Source organism: Paenibacillus sp. LjRoot153 (assembly GCF_964253085.1).
GTDB lineage: Bacteria > Bacillota > Bacilli > Paenibacillales > NBRC-103111 > Paenibacillus_E.
Window position 1 is genome coordinate 6,449,261 of sequence record NZ_CAXUQH020000001.1, and the last position, 18,887, is coordinate 6,468,147.

Annotated in this window: 15 protein-coding genes; all 15 read right to left on the reverse strand. The window is 46.0% G+C overall.

From position 1 onward, the window contains the following. Positions 1–70: 70 nt before the first annotated feature. A complete protein-coding gene (locus ACSQ8P_RS27785) occupies positions 71–2,191 on the reverse strand; it encodes a TIM-barrel domain-containing protein (RefSeq protein WP_436238156.1) in 2,121 nt (706 codons plus the stop codon). Between the two features lie 18 nt (positions 2,192–2,209). Then, positions 2,210–3,172: a Gfo/Idh/MocA family protein gene (locus ACSQ8P_RS27790; RefSeq protein ID WP_436238157.1), complete on the reverse strand. Its 963-nt coding sequence runs from the start codon at positions 3,170–3,172 to the stop codon at positions 2,210–2,212. 165 nt (positions 3,173–3,337) lie between these two features. Continuing rightward, positions 3,338–4,915, reverse strand: coding sequence for an extracellular solute-binding protein (locus ACSQ8P_RS27795; protein WP_436238158.1), 1,578 nt, complete (start codon positions 4,913–4,915; stop codon positions 3,338–3,340). A 251-nt stretch (positions 4,916–5,166) separates the two neighbouring features. Next, positions 5,167–6,732 (reverse strand): extracellular solute-binding protein, encoded by a 1,566-nt coding sequence (locus ACSQ8P_RS27800; RefSeq protein WP_436238159.1) that lies wholly within the window; start codon positions 6,730–6,732, stop codon positions 5,167–5,169. A gap of 171 nt (positions 6,733–6,903) precedes the next feature. Then, positions 6,904–7,773: a carbohydrate ABC transporter permease gene (locus ACSQ8P_RS27805; RefSeq protein ID WP_436238160.1), complete on the reverse strand. Its 870-nt coding sequence runs from the start codon at positions 7,771–7,773 to the stop codon at positions 6,904–6,906. A gap of 28 nt (positions 7,774–7,801) precedes the next feature. Next, on the reverse strand, positions 7,802–8,758 hold the full coding sequence (locus ACSQ8P_RS27810; RefSeq protein WP_436238161.1) for an ABC transporter permease: 957 nt from the start codon (positions 8,756–8,758) through the stop codon (positions 7,802–7,804). Between the two features lie 101 nt (positions 8,759–8,859). Then, positions 8,860–10,062: a glucuronate isomerase gene (locus ACSQ8P_RS27815; RefSeq protein WP_436238162.1), complete on the reverse strand. Its 1,203-nt coding sequence runs from the start codon at positions 10,060–10,062 to the stop codon at positions 8,860–8,862. Between the two features lie 291 nt (positions 10,063–10,353). Then, positions 10,354–11,385 (reverse strand): zinc-dependent alcohol dehydrogenase, encoded by a 1,032-nt coding sequence (locus tag ACSQ8P_RS27820; protein ID WP_436238163.1) that lies wholly within the window; start codon positions 11,383–11,385, stop codon positions 10,354–10,356. Positions 11,386–11,427: 42 nt separating this feature from the next. After that, on the reverse strand, positions 11,428–12,420 hold the full coding sequence (locus tag ACSQ8P_RS27825; RefSeq protein WP_436238164.1) for a hydroxyacid dehydrogenase: 993 nt from the start codon (positions 12,418–12,420) through the stop codon (positions 11,428–11,430). A gap of 33 nt (positions 12,421–12,453) precedes the next feature. Further along, a complete protein-coding gene (locus tag ACSQ8P_RS27830) occupies positions 12,454–13,482 on the reverse strand; it encodes a Gfo/Idh/MocA family protein (RefSeq protein ID WP_436238165.1) in 1,029 nt (342 codons plus the stop codon). A gap of 24 nt (positions 13,483–13,506) precedes the next feature. Continuing rightward, positions 13,507–15,042: an extracellular solute-binding protein gene (locus tag ACSQ8P_RS27835; protein ID WP_436238166.1), complete on the reverse strand. Its 1,536-nt coding sequence runs from the start codon at positions 15,040–15,042 to the stop codon at positions 13,507–13,509. A gap of 29 nt (positions 15,043–15,071) precedes the next feature. Next, positions 15,072–15,953 (reverse strand): carbohydrate ABC transporter permease, encoded by an 882-nt coding sequence (locus tag ACSQ8P_RS27840; protein WP_436238167.1) that lies wholly within the window; start codon positions 15,951–15,953, stop codon positions 15,072–15,074. 33 nt (positions 15,954–15,986) lie between these two features. Next, entirely contained in the window at positions 15,987–16,880 is an 894-nt protein-coding gene (locus ACSQ8P_RS27845; RefSeq protein ID WP_436239619.1) for an ABC transporter permease, read from the reverse strand. An 89-nt stretch (positions 16,881–16,969) separates the two neighbouring features. After that, complete coding sequence (locus ACSQ8P_RS27850) at positions 16,970–17,767, reverse strand: sugar phosphate isomerase/epimerase family protein (protein WP_436238168.1); 798 nt, start codon at positions 17,765–17,767, stop codon at positions 16,970–16,972. Positions 17,768–17,796: 29 nt separating this feature from the next. Next, on the reverse strand, positions 17,797–18,735 hold the full coding sequence (locus tag ACSQ8P_RS27855; RefSeq protein WP_436238169.1) for a sugar phosphate isomerase/epimerase family protein: 939 nt from the start codon (positions 18,733–18,735) through the stop codon (positions 17,797–17,799). Positions 18,736–18,887 lie beyond the last annotated feature (152 nt).

Below are 18,887 nucleotides of genomic sequence, written 5' to 3' on the forward strand. Positions count from 1 at the left end.
TCCTTGCCATGTCTCAGAATCAATATCCAATTATGATAACTCACCGTGATAGGTTCTTCAACGGAAGGAACTACAAACGCGTTTGTGCGAAGCACCATGTGACAGCACTGTAGGCTTGCGGCTTATCAGCCGGTCCAGTAAGCTGCCCCACATAGGAGCCATCTATTTGTTGGGTGACAGATGCTCTCCACAAGCCGCATTTACCCGCTTCATAGTCAAAAGTTTCCCCGTCATCGTCATACAAATTCCCTTCACCTGCTGCATCACCGAAATGAACAATCTCAAGCGGGACTTGTGTACCCATGCGTGGGACATACGATAACGCAGGCATCATCGGAATGACAGCTCCGTTCCTAACAAATACGGGAATGCGTTCCAAACCGCAATGAATCCGAATGATGCATCCACCTTCGTATCGTTCCCCAGTCTCTAATCCATACCAGATTCCCGGGGGGAGTAGGACTTCTCGCTCAGATTCGCCTTCGACAAGAGGGGCTACTAACAGGGCATCGCCGACCATGTATTGGTCATCCCATTCTCTCACCTTTTTCTTGCCATATGCGCCATCTGTCGTGTTCAAGGTTTGTTCAGCCAATTCGTTTGCCCTTGCCTCGGCTGCAGCGATTTCTGCTGGGGACATTACGAATGGCATGGCACGGAAAGGAGGAATTCCTATCTCTCGGTAAGCTGCGAAAGCCGTATACAAATAAGGTAGCAGTCTCATCCGCAACTTGATATAATGGCGAACAGTGTCCTCAACCTCTGGGAAAGACCACGGTTTCGTTCCATCTCCCCAAGCATTAAGCATCGCGAGTGGCGAAAAGATAACCGTTTGCATCCGTCTAACCCAGTCTTCGGCATTTCTGGCTCTTCGCACTTCTGGCGTCCACAGCAGCCCGCTGAAAGAGGCGCTGCATATCCCGCGAATAAATTGCTTGTGATCATACAGATCCGAATACAAGACATACGGCATGGAGGAAGCCGCGGCATTCGAAGCCCTGACAAGCCCATACGTTCTCCGATTTTTGCTGCGGAATAGCTCCGTCGTCATCTTTTGGAACATTAACCCATACATTTGTCTCATCTGCTCACCGTCCAGACCGGATGGAAACTGAGCATGTCCTGGAAACATCCACGAGTTGTTGGTCAAATCACTGCCATCACATTCATCCAGCTTGTAACCAGCTACCCCGATATTGACATGCTGCTCTTCATGCTGCTTCTTATAAAGCGCCACTGCTTCAGGCAGCGAATAATCAGGAGCAAGCCCTCCCCATACCGAGTGACTCCCCGATAGCGGCTTCAATTCCTCATATAATTCACTCTTCGGGGATACAAAAGGATGCTCCCAGAGGTTCACACGAAAGCCTTTACGATCCAGTGCTTTTACGAATTGTTCAGGTTCAGGGAAACGGCTGTTTTCCCATTCATAACTGACCGGGTAACTCTGACTATGCCAACCAGGTTCGAGTCCGATCACATCACAGGGCATATCGTGCTGACGGAACTGCTCTGCTTCTTCGAGCACTTGCCCATCCGTATATAGCGTTGGAACACGGTGCCAGAAGCCAAGTCCCCACTTCGGAGGCAAAGTTCCTCCACCGCAAAATAAATTATATCTAGCAACTACATCCGAGAGGGTTGGTCCGCTAAACAAGTAAATATCTGCACCTTCACTAGGTATCTTAATCTCTACACGCGATGCGACTAAAGTCGCTTTCCATCCCTTATCGTTGTTTCGATCACGTATATCCTCGCTTACCGTTTCTTCTTGTCTCACGGTTGAACCGAGATACATGGTAACGATTCGCGAAGTATCCACCAACACGCCATACCCGAGATCGCTTATGTAGAAAGGCACTGGCGCATGCGTCTCTCCTGTATCCTGTTTGGGATCGCTATTCACCCGCAAATAACGATTTCTTCCGCGTTGATTCATTCTTAATAATTGAAGGCCTGTCCCATACAGTTTTTCCGTACGATTAAGCGGTATAGATAGAATGCGATAATCACCTAGATCCTCGATTTCAATGCTTTCCCTTGAAAAGGGAGGATTCACTTGTGGCAGCTGTTCTAGTGCCTCTGATTTCGGTGAAACGCCCATCAAAGAGAGTGGCGTCATCCCCTGCGGATCTCCTATCGTAAGGCGCCACACGCCTGGTGCCGACTGTTGCCAATTCGTTGTCTGCATTTTAATTTCCCCATTCATTTATATTGTTGGAACCTCAATGGACATCGTTCTGCCGGACTTATTAGCCAGCTTCGTGTAATGAACAAGTGCTTGGGTTTTTAAATAATCCCTTCCGCTCGTTTCCGCTTCGCGTCCCTCACGGAGTGATGCCAGAAATTCAGCCAATGTATCTGTTTCATCTATACCGCTTCTATCATCAACGACCACGACTTTGCCGTCACGAATGAGGCGAATTTCTTTATCGATGACTTCTATTGCACCTTCCGTTCCTTCAATTCGCCAATTGCCGCTCCAAGGCGTTTCCGTCCCTCTTGCAGAGATAGATGCGTTGTAGGCCGCTGTGATGCCGCCCTCCATTTCAATGAAAGCATAGGCATTAATAAGCGCTCCTTCCTCTTGCCAAGCGCCAATTGGATTGTACAGCTTCGATTGAACCAACTTCCCTTCTCTTCCAGTAAAATAGCGGATCATATCTAAGTGATGTACCCCGATGTCATCCAGAATACTAACGGTATATCTCCGCTCTACATGGTGATATCTGTAGAACTGAATATCCATTGACGAAATACTGCCGATGACACCTTCGTCCAAAAGCTGTTTCATTTTACGAATATAAGGCATCCTGCGGTAATTCTCTGCGATCATAAAGGGGATCTTTTCCCTAGCCGCTCGAGCGACGACATCAATGGATTCCTCATAATCAAAGGAAATCGGTTTCTCGCACAATACGGCTAACTTATGGTCAAACGCCGCATGGTTCACCACGGTGTGCATCATAGGCGAAGTCACGTTTACTAGAAAATCAGCCTGTTCGTTCTGCAGAGCATCTTCCAATGAGGTGTAAAAGGGGAACGGATCATCCTGCATCTTCTCTTTCATCGTTATATCAACTTCAACAACAGCTGCTAATAATCCTTGATCTCTCAGACGTTTATACCAGCTGAACCCAGCTGAACCTAAACCAACCAATATCGCTTTCATATGTTCGACCTCCCAAAGGCTTCAATGGATTTCATTATAGGGGAATATTCATCCAAGCAGAACGGACTAAATTAAGACCACATGTGTTTTTTTACGATTTCGGCAGATGAAAGGCATCCCTCCGCAGATTCTTCTGCATGTGGGATGCCTCTTTGGAAAGACTGTTTATTTCTTTATGTCAATCATAATCGCGCCTTGCTTCTTGTTCCAACGATCAGTCGCTTCTTTAATAATTTCGTTGCCGCCTTTGGCTTTATACTCTTCGATCACCTTCGGCCAATCCGTGATTGGTTCTTTGCCATAAATCATTTTGATCATGTGATCAATGACGATTTTCGGGCCTACGTCAGGCTGCGGAGCTGCAAGATCCGGGAATTTAGCAAAGCTGCTCAAATCCGGATAAAATCCGATACCAGGCAAACCTTCTTTAGCGAGAACGTCATCGAATGCTTTCAGCGTTGCTTTTCCATCTTCGTTCAGCAGCAATCTAGGTTTATTATAGGTGGAGTCATGCACAGCCCACATCGTTCCGCTACGGAACCCCTCTTCATCCGTCTGTTCCTTTGTCGTCGGGAATTTATATGTGATTTTCCCGCTGCTATCCTTCGTATAGGTATCCCCTTCGATCCCAAAGGTGAAGAATGTCTCAGCTTCTGGCGAAACCATCCAATCAAACATTTTAATAATACCTGCAGCCGTATCTGGTTTCACATTTTTATTAACAAAGAAGGAACGAATGACAGGTGAATAATAGAAATATCCGCCTTTTCCTTCAGGTCCTTTAGGTGATGGAATGATATCAACTTTTGACCCTGCAGCAGCTTGTTGGATCTTCGTACGGTAACCAGGTAATCCCGAAGCATTTTGCGACCAGATGCCCGCTTTGCCTGATTCAATACTTTTCGTGAAATCGGTAGAACTGATGGTTGCGAATTCCTTAACAATCAAACCTTCATCATACATCGTTTTATACGTGGTAAGTGCCTTTTGAACATTTTCTACATCAAAAAATTTCGGTACGACTTGACCATTTACTAACTCAAATTGATCCTTATACGGCAATACATCGAAAGCTCCTAGAATAATGTCCGCATACTTGAAGTTTTCTCTCATTTGATACGGACTCTCTACACCCATCTTCTTAAAAGCTCGCAGCACATTCAGAAACTCGTCAACTGTTTTAGGTGCTTGCAGCCCTGCCTTTTCCAGCAAATCTGTACGAATATACGTCGAACGGCGGGATGGATTGCTCAAAAATTCGGGAACGCCATAAATCTTCCCTTCATACGAAACACTATCCCACGCCGATTTGGGTACCACTTTTAACAAATTAGGCCCATTTTGCTTCAGAAGATCATCCAACGGCATGAAAACACCGTTCTCTACAGAGCCGGACATTGACTTACTCCCAGGACCTCCGATACTTCCAACAACATCGGGAATATCATTACTTGCGAACATAACTCCGAATTTGGCATCCTCCACAACCTTGACGTCCAAATCCGTATTGGTCAGCTCCTCAAGCTTCAGTATCCACTTATCCTTGTTCAAATCTGGAACGAGGGTATGGTATCCCGTGCTGACCGTCGTTGGATACAGCATCGAAAACTTGACTGGTGCTTTCTTCACATTCCCTGATGGCTGCGGAGAAGCATTTCCATCTACTTTCCCATCAGATGAACATGCCGTTAAAGCGGAAGCCGCCAGAACGACAGCCAGACTAAGACTAATTGTTTTTTTCATGAAACTCCCCTTCTTTCCCTACAGAGTGCAAGCGATTTCATAATTCTGTATGTATCATAACGAATATTCATTATTACCAGTATGTATAAATTTAAGCTGACTTGTCATTTTATACGATTAGGATTTGACGTTCTCGCGCCTCAAATTTAGCATGAAATATCAAAAAATAAAAACCACCCACACACAAGAAGACACTGAAGAACTTGTCGTTTTTCAGTACCTCCGCATCCGGGGCAGTTTCTTATTGATTACTATTTCTTACCTAGGAATAGAACTCCCTTTTTACTGTTGTAGCGGTCGGTCGCTTCCTTAATGATCTCGTTGCCGCCTTTGGTTTTATACTCTTCAATAACTTTTGGCCAATCCGAAATCGGTTCCTTGCCATAAATCATTTTAATCATATGATCCATAATAATTTTCGGAGCAGCATCCGAACCTGGTGAAGCGGCATCCGGATATTTGGCATTGGCCTCCAAATCAGGCGCAAAGCCGATTCCTGATAAACCTTCTTTAGCCAGAATATTGTCAAATGCATTCAGAATGTACGGTCCATTAGGATCCGTTTGCATTTTCAGACGGTTCACGGTACTTTCATGAGCAGAGTGCAGCGTACCACGGTGATCCTGCTCTTCTTGCTCCTCTTTGTTAGTCGGTTCCTTATACTTAATTTTACCGTCTACAACCGTATATGTATCTCCTTCAATACCGAAAGTGAAGAATTTATAGGCTTCTTCTGACGACATCCAATCAAAATACTTGACGATATCAACAGCTGTTTCAGGTTTCACGTTTTTATTAATATAATGCGCGCTTGTTACTGGCAAATACATCAGGTAACCGCTCATGCCATCAGGGCCCTTCGGAGAAGAGATGACATCGATCTTTGCGTCCTTCACCGCGTTTGGAATGTTTGTCCGGAAGTCATTCAAGCTAACCAAGTTGGAGGACCAGATACCAACCTCACCTGAACGTATATTTTTCAACCAATCCGTTGACGATGTTGTCGCGAACTCCTTCGCCATCAAGCCTTCATCAAACATGGTTTTATATACGGTTAGGGCTTTGGTCATATTCTCCACATCAAAAAATTTCGGTACCACTTGACCGTTCACCAATTCGAATTGTTCTTTATAAGGGAGCACATCGAAGGCGCCAAGAATCGTATCGGCATATTTCAAGGTTTCACGGCCGCCGTAAGGATATTTGACACCCATATCTTTAAACTTTCTGAGTACGTTCAGAAATTCATCGACTGTTTTAGGCGCTTGCAGACCGGCTTTCTCCAGCAAATCCGTACGAATAAAAGTTGCACGTCTGGAAGGATTGTTTAGCCAGTTCGGAATCCCGTAAATCTTCCCATTATAGGATACCGAATCCCAGGCTTCCTTGGGGACATTCTTCATTAAATACGGTGCATTCTGCTTCAGCAGATCATCGAGTGGCATGAAAACGCCCGCTTCTATGGAGCCTGACATCGCTTTATCTGTCGCTGTACCCAAGCTTCCAACTACATCGGGAATATCGTTGCTCGCGAACATGACGCCCATCTTGCTTACTTCCGTTACTTTAAGCGTCAGGTCTGTGTTGGTCAGCTCCTCTAGTTTCTTCACCCATTTGTCATTATTAATGTCAACTCGAGTATGGTATCCAGTATTCGTCGTGGTCGGATAAGAGATAGAGAACTTGGTCGCTGGCTTTTTTACTGCTGGTGTGGCTGTGGTGGACGTTGCTTGCTGTGGATCAGTTCCTGTTGAACAACCCGCTAGTGTACCGACAGACAATACAGCGATGAGTGCGACATTTGCAACTTTTTTCAAAAGAACCCCTTCTTTCCTAAATGTTATGAATGACTTACCATTCACAGCATACACAGGATACAAAAATTTGAAGATTGGTAAATTTATGATGTGCTGTCGTTTTTTGTGATTTTAAAAGAAAATCTGAACGAGGCCATTCCGAAATGAGCGCCAGCGTTCAGATGTAGGTTTTTAAGATTTCACCGATCCAACCATCATACCTTGGATAAAGTGTTTTTGCAGAAACGGATATACACATAGGATTGGAATCGTAGCTACGACAATGACCGCCATCTTGATCCCTTCCGGTGATATAAATTGCATTAATTCCGATGATACGTCCGATTGCCCCAGCTGATCGGTAAATACAATTTCCCTCAGCCGCACTTGCAGCGGAATCCATTGACGATGGTCGATATAAAAGACGGCCTCAGCATAACGGTTCCAGTGACCCACGGCATACATAATGCCCATCGTAGCCATCGCAGGTTTAGATAAAGGCAATACAATATTCCAAAGGATCCGGAATTCTCCGCAGCCGTCAATTCGCGCCGAATCGAGCAGCTCCGATGGCAGGTTAAGGAAAAATGAACGCATAACGAATAAATTAAAAGCGCTTATCGCCATTGGCAGCATTAAAGCCCAGAGGGTATTCAGCAACCCTAATTGCTTGATTAACAAATAGTTGGGAATTAATGGTGCGCTGAAAATTAACGTAAACAGCACCAATAGCAGAACCGATTTACGGTACAAATACTCGGGTCTGGACAAGGAATAAGCAAGTGTTGTTGTCATAAACAAATTAATGAACGTACCAAATACGGTAATGATGACACTATTCCGAAACCCAATCCATATCGTCGGATCCTTTAAAATAAGCTTATAGCTTCCCAATGTGAAGCCTACTGGCCAGAACGATACATCACCTGCATTAATCGCCGTGTTATTACTTAAGGACTGAGCAATAATGTGAATCAAGGGCAGCACCATACTCAATCCGAGTGCCCCTAACAATAGAATGTTGAATACATTAAAAATTTTATGACCTCTTGTCATAATCATAGCAATTCACCTCCGGTCTCCTTCCGAATCAGTACAAGCCTTCTCCAGTCATTTTTTTACTAAATGTATTACTGATCATAATCAGGATAAGACCCACTACCGACTTGAATAACCCAATCGCAGTCGTGTAGCTGTATTGTCGATCAACAAGCCCTGCCCGGTACACAAACGTATCAATAATCTCCCCATTCTCATTATTAAGCGGGTTAAGAAATACGAAGACGCGTTCGAAACCGAAATCGAGAAAATTACCAATTTGAAGCAGAAACAAAATGACGATGGTTGGCAGGATACTAGGAATCGTGATAGAAAATACTTGTCGAATGCGACTGGCTCCATCAATTTGTGCAGCTTCGTACAGATCAGGATTAATGCCTGCAATCGCTGCCAAATAGATGATCGTCCCCCATCCGCTATCCTTCCAAATCCCTGAACTAATGAGAATGGTCCGAATATAGCTGCTTTCCCCTAAGAAATATATCGGCTCAACACCAAACAAGGAGAGTAAATGATTGACGATTCCCGTAGAAGGCGACAATACCCCAACAACAACGCCACCGACGATGACCCATGACAGGAAGTGAGGCATATAAACCACGGTTTGTACAATCCGTTTGTAAGCCATGATGCGAACTTCATTAATGAGAAGCGCCAACAGGATTGGTACTGGAAAAGCGAAACAGATATCGTAAATGCCGATGATGATCGTATTTTTTAAAATCTGCAGAAAATCGGTATAGGCAAACATTCGTTGGAAATGCTCTAAACCTACCCAGTTACTTCCTTTAATTCCTTTGAAAATGTTGTAGTTTTGAAACGCGATGACCGAACCGAATAATGGGATATATTTAAAAAGTAAGAAATAAATAATTCCCGGTAATGAGATCACATAAATTGGCCAATGTTTTCGCATAAAAGCCCATTTCTGACTCTGCGATGTGAAATTATACATGGTTTGATCGGATGGCTGTATTTTGCTGGCCATGTTGTCCTCCCCCTCTTGCCTGCTGCATCGTTTTGACTTCTTCATCTTACTAGGGTTGTTCCAAAGTGGCGATGGTGAAACTTATAGCGCTTTGTGTTTTTTTACGATTGAGCAGCCCCGTACCGCTTCGCTGCACTTTGGTACAACCAATTCTCCGCAACATAGATGGCTGTATCGTAATCAATCCAACCTGCCTCGATTTGCCCCCACAGGAAATCGCTCACTAGCTTTTTGACAAGCACGATCTTGCCGTAACTCCACTCCATACATCTGGCGTCAGAAACAATGAGTGAGCTTTTGATCGCCGGCAGCGCCTCTAACCGGTACTGCATACTATCGCGATAGGTACTCGCACGGAAGTTAAACCACCAATGTCCACCAACATGAACGTTCGGGAAGTTCCATGCGGCTTGCACAATATCTAAATTGTTGAGCTCCGAGGCCACCACGAGCTCGAAGGTACAGGCATATGTTTCAAACAAGGCTGAAAGCTTTAGGATGCGACCCGGGTCATTGACTGGCGTGGCTGTTCCACACCAAGAACGTTCCACGCCGAGAAACAACTGTATGAGAAGACCCCTTTGCTCAGCAGCGGCTCCTAATTCGTGCAGAAGCATCATTAAAATCTCATCCTTGGTGCTGCCTTGCCCGACCACAACCCTGCGGTTCGCTCTGGCTTCATAGCTCGGCAATGTGGTCATAATGCCCGCGTAACCCGCTTCCTTATAGGTATCCATAAGCTGAGCCAGTTTCTCACGCACTTGTGCAAATGCTTCAGCCGGGTTATGTGACATCTCAATTTCTTTGACCCACCCGCCCAATTTACCATCAATTCGCGGGATCAGAATGGCATTCTCACGCATGCCTTGGAAATCTGCGTGCTCAGGTATATTCACAACGAATCTACTAACGTTCAATCGGTCTGCTACCTCTTGGGCCCACGTTGCACGCCCAGCACTCTGTTTAACGGCGGCATCAGCTTCCCTTACCGAGGCGGCGTCACGGATGACAATGCCGTACAAATCTCGGAAAATGTGCGTCATCGCCACATTCATCATCGTATTTCTCGACCCATGGTAAGCTTCCAAGAAGGCAGCGATCCGTTCGTCCTCAGGAAGCTCCATGGCATTCGCTGGGTAACCAGCAGCCTGCAGTTCACGAAACAACCAGAAATAGTGGGCAATCTCCCAGAAGTCACCTGCACAGAGTCGATCCCCCACAAGGTGAGTATGCGTATCCACAACGGGCAGCTGCATAATCTTCGCCTCAAAATCTTCCTTCCCCTGGTTCATCTGACTATTCATTCCTCTTCCTCCTTCTACACGCCGTATGTCCTGATGGTACATGGATTGCCTGATCTGTTACATGGGATAACTTCCACTGGGTTGTGATTTTTTATGATGTCCCTTGACTACTCTTTATTCATAACAAAAAAACCACCAACAAAATGGTGGTTTAGCCATTATTAAACTAGCAAAGGGCCACACATGCGGCTTGTGCTACTGCACAGGCAATTACGCAAGGTGGGAAAATTACTGAGCAAGCGGCCAGAAAGGCAGCTCCTGCGGCAATATGGGAGTTTATTCCATAATATGCTATTTGACCTCGCAATCAATCATGACGTGAATGGTATCTCCCTTATGTTCATTCCTCAATTGGAATGCCCTGGCGACTTCCGCGAGGGGAACGACGTGAGTAATCATTTCCTCGGTGTTAACTAATCCGTCAAGAACCAACCGCAGCCCTTCATCGAAGTAGCGTCGATTGTCGATGTCCCTCTTAGGTTCCGTTGAAAGGATATCCAACCTTTTTTTGTGAACCTTGAAGAAATCAACCGGTTTATGACAGGTGCCGATGCAGCCGTACATGACAATACGTCCGTTCTGCGCTGCTGCGTTAATAGCGTCTACCATCCCTGCTCCTTCCAGAAGACAAGGAATGACCACGTCAAACCCATCCGGGAAGTCTGCTCCAACGATATCCATGGTATCCGCATGTTCATGAGGGATTTTATACGTATGGGTGGCGCCATATTTGCGTGCTAACGCCAGTTTTTCGTCAAACAAATCCGTTACGACCAAATTTCTCGGGCTAAACATATTGATGACTTGGGTCATCACTAAACCACTGACGCCTTGCCCAGTGATCAGTACGTTCTTATTAGGGGAAATGTCCCCGAGCTCTGCTGCATGGATGATGCCCGGAAGCACTTCAATCAGTGAACCCTCGATTAACGGCAGGTCTTTGGGCAAAACCTTAAGGGAAAAAGGCGTGCAGCATACATATTCGGCAAACGCGCCCCAAACATACCGCAAAGCAACATGGTCGCCTTCCTTGACGCCAATCACATTAGTGCCGACCTTATCAATAACCCCTGCCACTTCATGTCCCAGCCTGGTAGGGTACGAAATAAACTCAGGCTCGCGCGCACCACGGAACACCTCAACGTCACTTCCACAAATACCAACCCACTTGACCTTGACACGTACTTCGCCTTCCTTAGGTTCCGGAATCAAAGCCCGTCTGACACTAATCTCTCCGATAGCGTCCATAACCGCGCACATCTGCGTACCGGGACCATCATAGTCTACCAATTCCATAGGAGGAACGGACATTTTTCTAACCATCTAAGTATTTCTCCTTCCGATATAAAAGGACTCTGCGACCTGTTAGGCCATAACTTCCCACATTTTCTCGTTTACTTCATACGTCGTTTTTTCTTCCCGCAGGCTTCTGATGATGTCTTTGACCACTTCCTCCATCAGCGCAAGATGGCCTTGTACAGAAGCTCCGGCAATATGGGGAGATAGAAGGACATTCGGCAGCGACCGGATAGGATGATCCACAGCGAGAGGCTCCTTCTCGAACACATCAAGTGCGGCAAAGAATCGTCCGCTTTGAAGTCCTTCCATAAAGGCCTGCTCATCTACCACAGGGCCTCTGGAAGAGTTAATGAAGACCGCACCATCCGGAATAAGTGCCAACAATTCACGGGTTAGCATTCTTTCGGTAGCGGGAAGCTTTGGTGCATGCACCGAAATGATAGGGCAGCCCATTACTTCCTCTAGTGTAGCCCTCTTAGCATTCAACCGGGCTGCTGCTGCTTCCGTCAAATAGGGATCGTAAATGAGAACATTGACTTGAAACGGTGCAAGCAACTTGATAAAAGCGCGAGCCGTAGAGCTAGCTGAAATGATGCCGACCGTGCTGCCGGTAAGCTCCCTACCCTTCAACCCGGCAATCTTCCATTTCCCTTCCCGCATCGTAGAATCGAAGGCAGGCAAATACCGCAGTGATGTAAGAAGTGCCGCCAAGCAATATTCCCCTACGCTTTGTGCGATCCTCGGAGCTGCAGAGAATACTTTGACTCCTCGAGAGAAAATCTGCTTCGGAACAAGGTTCTTCACGGTTCCGGCCGCATGGCCAATGGCGCGAAGCTTGACGGCCTTCTCTAGCATTTCGTCGGTCAGGCTGGGGGATCCCCAACTGGTAATAATCACTTCCGCATCCGCAACCAGCGCTGATAGCTCTTCTTGTGAATAGTCGCGTCCTGTCTCATTCCACACTGGTTCGAAATGTTCATTTATTCTCGCACGGCACGCCTCCGAACATACTTCGTCCAAACGAGATTGCGGTGAAAGCACCAAGGCTTTTAACTTCATTGCAAAAGTCCTCCTTCGTTTTCCCCTCAAGGATTAAAGCTGTACAACTTGACCGGTACGCATCGACTCGAAGCAACCATCAATGACTTTCATCACCTGGATGATTTCTCGGCCTGAAGCCAGAGGCTGACGTCCTTCTCGTATAGCGCCCACAAATTCCTCTAGCTGCCATGTGAAATTAGCGAAAGTGGTTTCACAGGTTTCCAGCTTCTCTCCATTCAAACTAAGCTCGTATTCATCTTTCAAGTGCAGCAAGCCGTTCGAGCCAATTAAATATCGGTCGTAAATGCTATTCTGCGTGGACCATATACGCTTTCCTGTAAGACCCTCTTCATCCGTCGGGCGGCAGCCTGCATTGAACGACATTAACACATTCGCCATCCGGCCTTCGCCAAAATTCATGGAAATGGCGACTTCATCCTCCCCCGTCCAATTCGGGTTATTGGAATGTCCTTGCGCGTAAACTGACAGGGGGGCTCTGCCGTAAGCCCACAGCATATAGTCTAGAATATGGCTGCCCCAAAGCGGAATAATAAATCCGCCGATTTTCGATTCGTCCTTCCACCAATCCGCTGCCGGCTTATCCATATGCGCCAGAAGCAGCGCGTTGATATTGATCAAATCGCCGATAGCTTTCTCTCTCACCTGACGGATCGATTCCATTACCGGTTTATAAAAACGACGGCTTTGCCCGATCATTAAGGTGACGTTATTTGCTTCCGCAGCCTCTGCCATCTCCTCTGCTTCCTGCACATTCATCGCCATAGGCTTTTCGACCAGCACATGCTTGCCGGCACGAAGCGCTTTAATCGAATATTCCGCGTGAATATCATGCGGCAGAAGCAGCAGGAAAGCGTCGATATCCGGATCATCGACCGCGTCATCATAGGAAGTATAGGTTTTCACCCCTTCCCACTTTTCGGCTTCCGACCGCAATTTACCCTCATCGCGAGATATAAGGGCAACCAATTCAATTTGTTCAGCAAGCTCCCGTACTGCCGGAAGATGGGACTTCGATACGCGTCCCAATCCGACAACGGCCAATCGCAATTTTTGCAGCATGGACTCTCGACTCCTTTTCTCTATTTATTTACCGCTTTTTCTGTCCTGATAGGCCTTGTTGAACTCATCGATCATCTTCATGTAATTGGCGTCTGCCTTGAACGTTTTAACCATAGCATCCCATGATTCGATCGGCTCTTTACCCATGATCACTTTAACTTTCATATCGTCCATCTTCTTCTTATAGTCCGGTCCCATTTTCAAATCGACGTCGGACAAAAGGCCGATCGATACATCTGGAACGCCGTAATTTGAACGATCGTCAACGATTTTCTTGTTGCGCTCGAAGGTTGCTTTCGGCATACCTACGCGGTAGGCCCAAAGGTACGGATCGAATCTTTCGAAAATTTTACCAAACGAGCTTTGCGAAACACTGTCTTTGACAGCTTGCTCTGTAGCTGTTTTGAAGCCATCAACCACCTTAAAGTGGATATCCTTGAGGCCGTAGCAGGCCAATTCAAAGCCTTCCTCGGATGCGCCGTAATCCATCAAAGCCAGGATTTTCTTCATTTTGGCTTCAGGGACTTTTTTCGGGATCACGTATAACCCGGCAAATCCGGAACCCGTATGAACCATTTTACCGGCCGTGCTTTCAAGATAAGTCATCGCCACAAAATCGGCTTTCGGATCCAGCTTTTGTGCACCTTCCGTAGAACGGAAAACACCTTCCGTGGTATCCATTTGGACACCGACTTTGCCCGCTTTCGCCATGTTCTCAAAGTCGGTTGTTTTCATAGCAATGAAATCTTCCGGCATTATTTTATCCTTGTACATCTTATTTAGATAAATAAGTCCGTCTCTTGTTCCCTGTTCCAGATCGGTGTCAACCAGCTTGCCGCCCGCGTCTTTCCATTTGCCGTTACTTTTGTTGAAAATATCGATCACTTTTTCCCAGTTTTTGCCGTTATAACCATACGTGTCAGCCTTGCCGTTCTTGTCGGGATCTTTATCAACGAATGCTTTTAATGCTGTATAGAACTCATCCATGGTATGCGGCATCTTCAACCCTACGTTATCCAGCCAATCTTGGCGAATATTGAAGAAGCTGCTTCCATGGAGCGGACGTACCGACGGCAGGATATATTGTTTGCCATTCACTTTGACACTGTCCATAATTTCTTTCGGATAAGCCGACAAATTTTTATAATCCTTCAGATAAGGCGTCAAATCCCAAAACGCGCCTTGCTTAATCATGGTGATCGCCTGCGTTTGTTTCATGTCCTTGATCTTCATCAAATCAGGCATATCGCCCGAAGCCAACATAACGTTTTGCTTCTCTTCCCATGCGTTTGGAGATGCCCAAGTAATATTCAGCTTGGTATTCGTGCGCTTCTCGAATTCCTTCGTAACTGGATTATCAGCTGCTGGAGGTTCCGGAGTGCTAAACTCTGTGAAAATGCTGATTTCCGTTGGTTTACCGCTGTCAGCCGTAGCGGCTGTACCTGTAGTTGAAACTGGCGCTGAACTGCTGGAACAAGCCGACAGGACCGATGTTACCATGATGAATGCTAGAGATGCTGGCGCCGCTTTAAATGTAATAACTCTTCCTATTACTTTCATACTAACCCTCCTCATTCATTTTAAAAAGATTATCCTTTCACCGAACCCAGCATGACGCCTTTGGCAAAATGGTTTTGTAGGAACGGATAAACACACAGGATTGGAAGCGTCGCTATAACGACTGCAGCCATTTTTAAAGTTTCGGTAGGGATACTTTGTTCTGCCATCATCTCTGCTGCTGCCGATCCCCCCGCTTGAGTAGATGAGTCAATCAACATATTGCGCAGCACGAGCTGAAGCGGCCATTTCGCATGATCATTGATGTATAATACAGCACTAAAGAATGTGTTCCAGTAAGCCACTGCGTAAAATAATCCGAATGCGGCAAGTGCGGGAAGCGACAATGGAAGGACAATCCGGAAGAAAACGCCGATATCGGTTGATCCGTCGATGATAGCGGATTCCTCCAACTCAACCGGAATGCTGTCGAAGAAGCTTTTCATCAGGATGACGTACCACCCGCTGGTCAGCACTGGCAAAATCAATGACCAAATGCTGTTAATCAATCCCAAATCGCGAACCAACAAGTAAGGCGGGATCAATCCCGGACTGAACAAAAGTGTGATAAGAATCAATAGCATGATTAGTCTTCTACCCTGCAAGCGCTTACGGGATAACCCATATGCGAGTGCAGCCGTTATCACCAGGCTTAGTGCGGTTCCAACAGTAGCTAGAAAACCACTGATCATCGTTGCGCTTTGAAAAGCCGACGTAGACAACAAATATTTGTAAGAATCTAATGTCCATTTTTCTGGAAATAAGATGTATCCTTGCTTCTGGATGTACTCTGCTGGATCCGTAAAAGAAACGACAAATACATAATAAAGCGGAAAAAGCGTAATGATCGCTATAATGCCAAGCACAATGATATTCGCTGTATCAAAAATGCGGTCGCCTATGCTTCGTTTCATTATTCTCACCCCGTTTCTGATAGTTAGCGGTGATTAATAAACGCCTTCTTCGCCAAAACGTTTTGCCAACTTATTGGCTGCAATAACCAGAATCAATCCAACCACCGATTTGAACAAACCGACGGCGGTACTGAAACTGAATTGTCCCTGCTGAATACCCAGACGAAAAACGTAAGTTTCAAATACATCCGCGACATTAGACACTGCACCGTTCATCATCAAAAATACTTGTTCGAAACCTACGTCCATAATATGGCCGAGCTTCAAAATGAACAAAACGACAATGACACTGCGGATCGCAGGCAGCGTTACGTGCCAGGCTTGCCGAATGCGGTTGGCTCCATCCATTTTAGCCGCTTCATACTGCTGAGGATCCACGCCCGCAATAGCAGCTAAGAAAATGATCGTTCCCCATCCAGCTTCTTTCCAGACGTTTTGTACGGTAAGCAGTACCCAGAAATTATTCTCATTCGTTAAAAAGTCATATTTGGCTACCCCTAAACTGACTAGCATTTTATTAACAATGCCCGACGACTGCGACAATAACAAGAAGGTAATCCCTGCGATAATAACCCACGAAAGAAAGTGCGGCATATATACGATCGATTGGATCCATTTTTTGTAGATGGCATTGCGCAGTTCGTTCAATAAAAGGGAAAGTAAGATCGGCAGCGGGAAAAAGAACACCAGGCTCAGCAAGCTGATAGCCATCGTATTTCGAAATAGAAGATAGAAGTCTTGGTTTGAAAAAAAACGGATAAAGTGCTCAAAGCCAACCCACTGACTTCCCGTTACACCTAGGTATGGCGAGTAATCTTGGAAAGCGATGACGACTCCCCACATAGGAACATATTTGAATATCAGAAAAAACAACACACCGGGAGCAATCAACAAATATAGAAATTTGTCTCGTCTAAGTCCGTGCATCACATGCTTCCATCTGCTTTGCGGTGCGGTTTTTGCGAGACTGCCCACATACAATTCACTCTGAGCTGCCATGGTACTGCACCTCCTTTTTACTTAAAAAGCGTCTTCGCGTAAGCAAGATCTTCGGCGATGTAGCGGTCTTTATTGGCCAGATCCGTGTACTCCGCAGTCAAACAAACAATACCAGCATAATTTCGTTCTTTCACATAGTTAGCAATCCGTGGCCAGTGGGCCATACCGTGCCGTCCGGTCGTAAAATGACGCTTCCATTCGGCTGTTTCGGCTTCGGGTCCGTTGCTTCGAATAATAAAACCGTTCTTCAAATTCACCATAGCAAGGTGGGACCAAACAATGTCCAATCCATATTCGGGCTGCTGTCCCGCGAATGCGTCGTGTGCCGCATCCCAAACTACACCGACATGGCCCGGGCTGAGGTTATCCATCAACCGCATAATGCCATTGGAATCGATGATAAAGTTTCCATAATGTTGCTGGACGCCGACCTTCACGCCGTACTTCTCGCAAAGCGGAACAAGCTTTTCCAACATCCTCTTGGCTCGTTCTTCCGTCGCCTTATAGCCGTCCTGATCTATGTTGACCATGATCCGGATGAGCGGTACTCCAGCCTCCGCACATGCGGCGAAAACCGCTTCATCGGTAGAAGCGGCAACGCTGTAAATTTTGACCCCTTGTTCACCGAGCTGCTTAGCGAATGCCGGAAGCGATTTCTGGGCGGTTTCAGGCTCAACCTGAAACCCGGCACGCACGGGAAGCTCGATGCCGTCAAAGCCGATATCGCTTACAAAACGGGCCAGCTCTGGAGCTGGTTTATCTTTCCAATGCTTGACAAAGAGTGAAAAAGAAAATGGCTTTTCTGAATTTTCCACAGCAGCGCTACACTCCCTCGTCGAACTTTTTATACGTTGACATTAGATTTTGTGATACTTAGCAATTGCTGCACATCCTTGTAACATTGCTGCGCCAACACGGTATGCACGGGAAGATCGGAGCCAGGCTTGCTAACACTTTCAACAGTGAGGTAGCCGCTGTACCCGATTTGCTCCAACCCCCGGAACACTTCGTACCAATCGATGCCGCCCTGATTAATGAGCCGGTGACAAAAATATTGTTCTTCCTGTTTGCCCTGTTTAGGTATGACCCGGTGGTATCGGCCGATATGCGGCACATAATCACTGTATTCGAAAGCCCAAGGATACTCGTTTCCTTTCAATGCCACGATGTCTTTGATATGAACATTGAAGAGATATGGTTTTAAGCGTTTAATGGTTTCTATCCCATAATCAGTCGGTACCTGATACAAGTTGACCGGATCCATGATCAGCCCTACATTACTGCGCCCTACCGCTTCAACAAAAGCGATTGACGAATCCACAGTATCACATAGTGTTCCATGGTGCATCTCAATAACCGCCCGGATATTGCGTTTGCTTGCAGCATCAGCGCAGTGTTGAAACCACTTCACAGCTTTCGCAAAATCATCCTTGGAAACCTCATCGGAATGTTGGAATCCTGGATTCAATCTCATCATGCCGCATCCGATCGTAGATGAAAAATTGAGATAGCGCTCCCATTTCAGAGCCTCAGCATTATTTTCCTCCTCTGTATTACAAGCGAAATTCCCTACAAACAGTGACAGATTGATAGGAGTTAGACGATAGCCTTCAAGCAAATCTTTAATTTGCTCCGCCCGTTCTTGCGGAATATGACCGTCTTTCAACTCACCAACCCCACGAATCTCAACACCCTCATAACCAATCGCAGCCGCATCTTTCAAAAAGTGCTCGATTGTAGAATCATCATACATATTACCGCCTAAAACGATCATCGCTTTCATCCTTCCCCCTCCTTAATAGCGCTTTCATTATTATGAGGATATCATAATCCAAAAACGACACTTACGTCAATATTCAAATTAAGTATTAAAATAAAATGTAAATAATAGCGAAATACGCCTATTAAACTTAATTACTCCTTGAACTTTGTTCT

Bases quoted from the DNA above. Each gene is read 5' to 3' on its own strand.
- ACSQ8P_RS27805 (WP_436238160.1), bottom strand. From the start codon at position 7,773: ATGATTATGACAAGAGGTCATAAAATTTTTAATGTATTCAACATTCTA.
- ACSQ8P_RS27840 (WP_436238167.1), bottom strand. From the start codon at position 15,953: ATGAAACGAAGCATAGGCGACCGCATTTTTGATACAGCGAATATCATT.
- ACSQ8P_RS27825 (WP_436238164.1), bottom strand. From the start codon at position 12,420: ATGAAGTTAAAAGCCTTGGTGCTTTCACCGCAATCTCGTTTGGACGAA.
- ACSQ8P_RS27835 (WP_436238166.1), bottom strand. From the start codon at position 15,042: ATGAAAGTAATAGGAAGAGTTATTACATTTAAAGCGGCGCCAGCATCT.
- ACSQ8P_RS27790 (WP_436238157.1), bottom strand. From the start codon at position 3,172: ATGAAAGCGATATTGGTTGGTTTAGGTTCAGCTGGGTTCAGCTGGTAT.
- ACSQ8P_RS27785 (WP_436238156.1), bottom strand. From the start codon at position 2,191: ATGCAGACAACGAATTGGCAACAGTCGGCACCAGGCGTGTGGCGCCTT.
- ACSQ8P_RS27815 (WP_436238162.1), bottom strand. From the start codon at position 10,062: ATGAATAGTCAGATGAACCAGGGGAAGGAAGATTTTGAGGCGAAGATT.
- ACSQ8P_RS27795 (WP_436238158.1), bottom strand. From the start codon at position 4,915: ATGAAAAAAACAATTAGTCTTAGTCTGGCTGTCGTTCTGGCGGCTTCC.
- ACSQ8P_RS27845 (WP_436239619.1), bottom strand. From the start codon at position 16,880: ATGCACGGACTTAGACGAGACAAATTTCTATATTTGTTGATTGCTCCC.
- ACSQ8P_RS27830 (WP_436238165.1), bottom strand. From the start codon at position 13,482: ATGCTGCAAAAATTGCGATTGGCCGTTGTCGGATTGGGACGCGTATCG.
- ACSQ8P_RS27810 (WP_436238161.1), bottom strand. From the start codon at position 8,758: ATGGCCAGCAAAATACAGCCATCCGATCAAACCATGTATAATTTCACA.
- ACSQ8P_RS27820 (WP_436238163.1), bottom strand. From the start codon at position 11,385: ATGGTTAGAAAAATGTCCGTTCCTCCTATGGAATTGGTAGACTATGAT.
- ACSQ8P_RS27855 (WP_436238169.1), bottom strand. From the start codon at position 18,735: ATGAAAGCGATGATCGTTTTAGGCGGTAATATGTATGATGATTCTACA.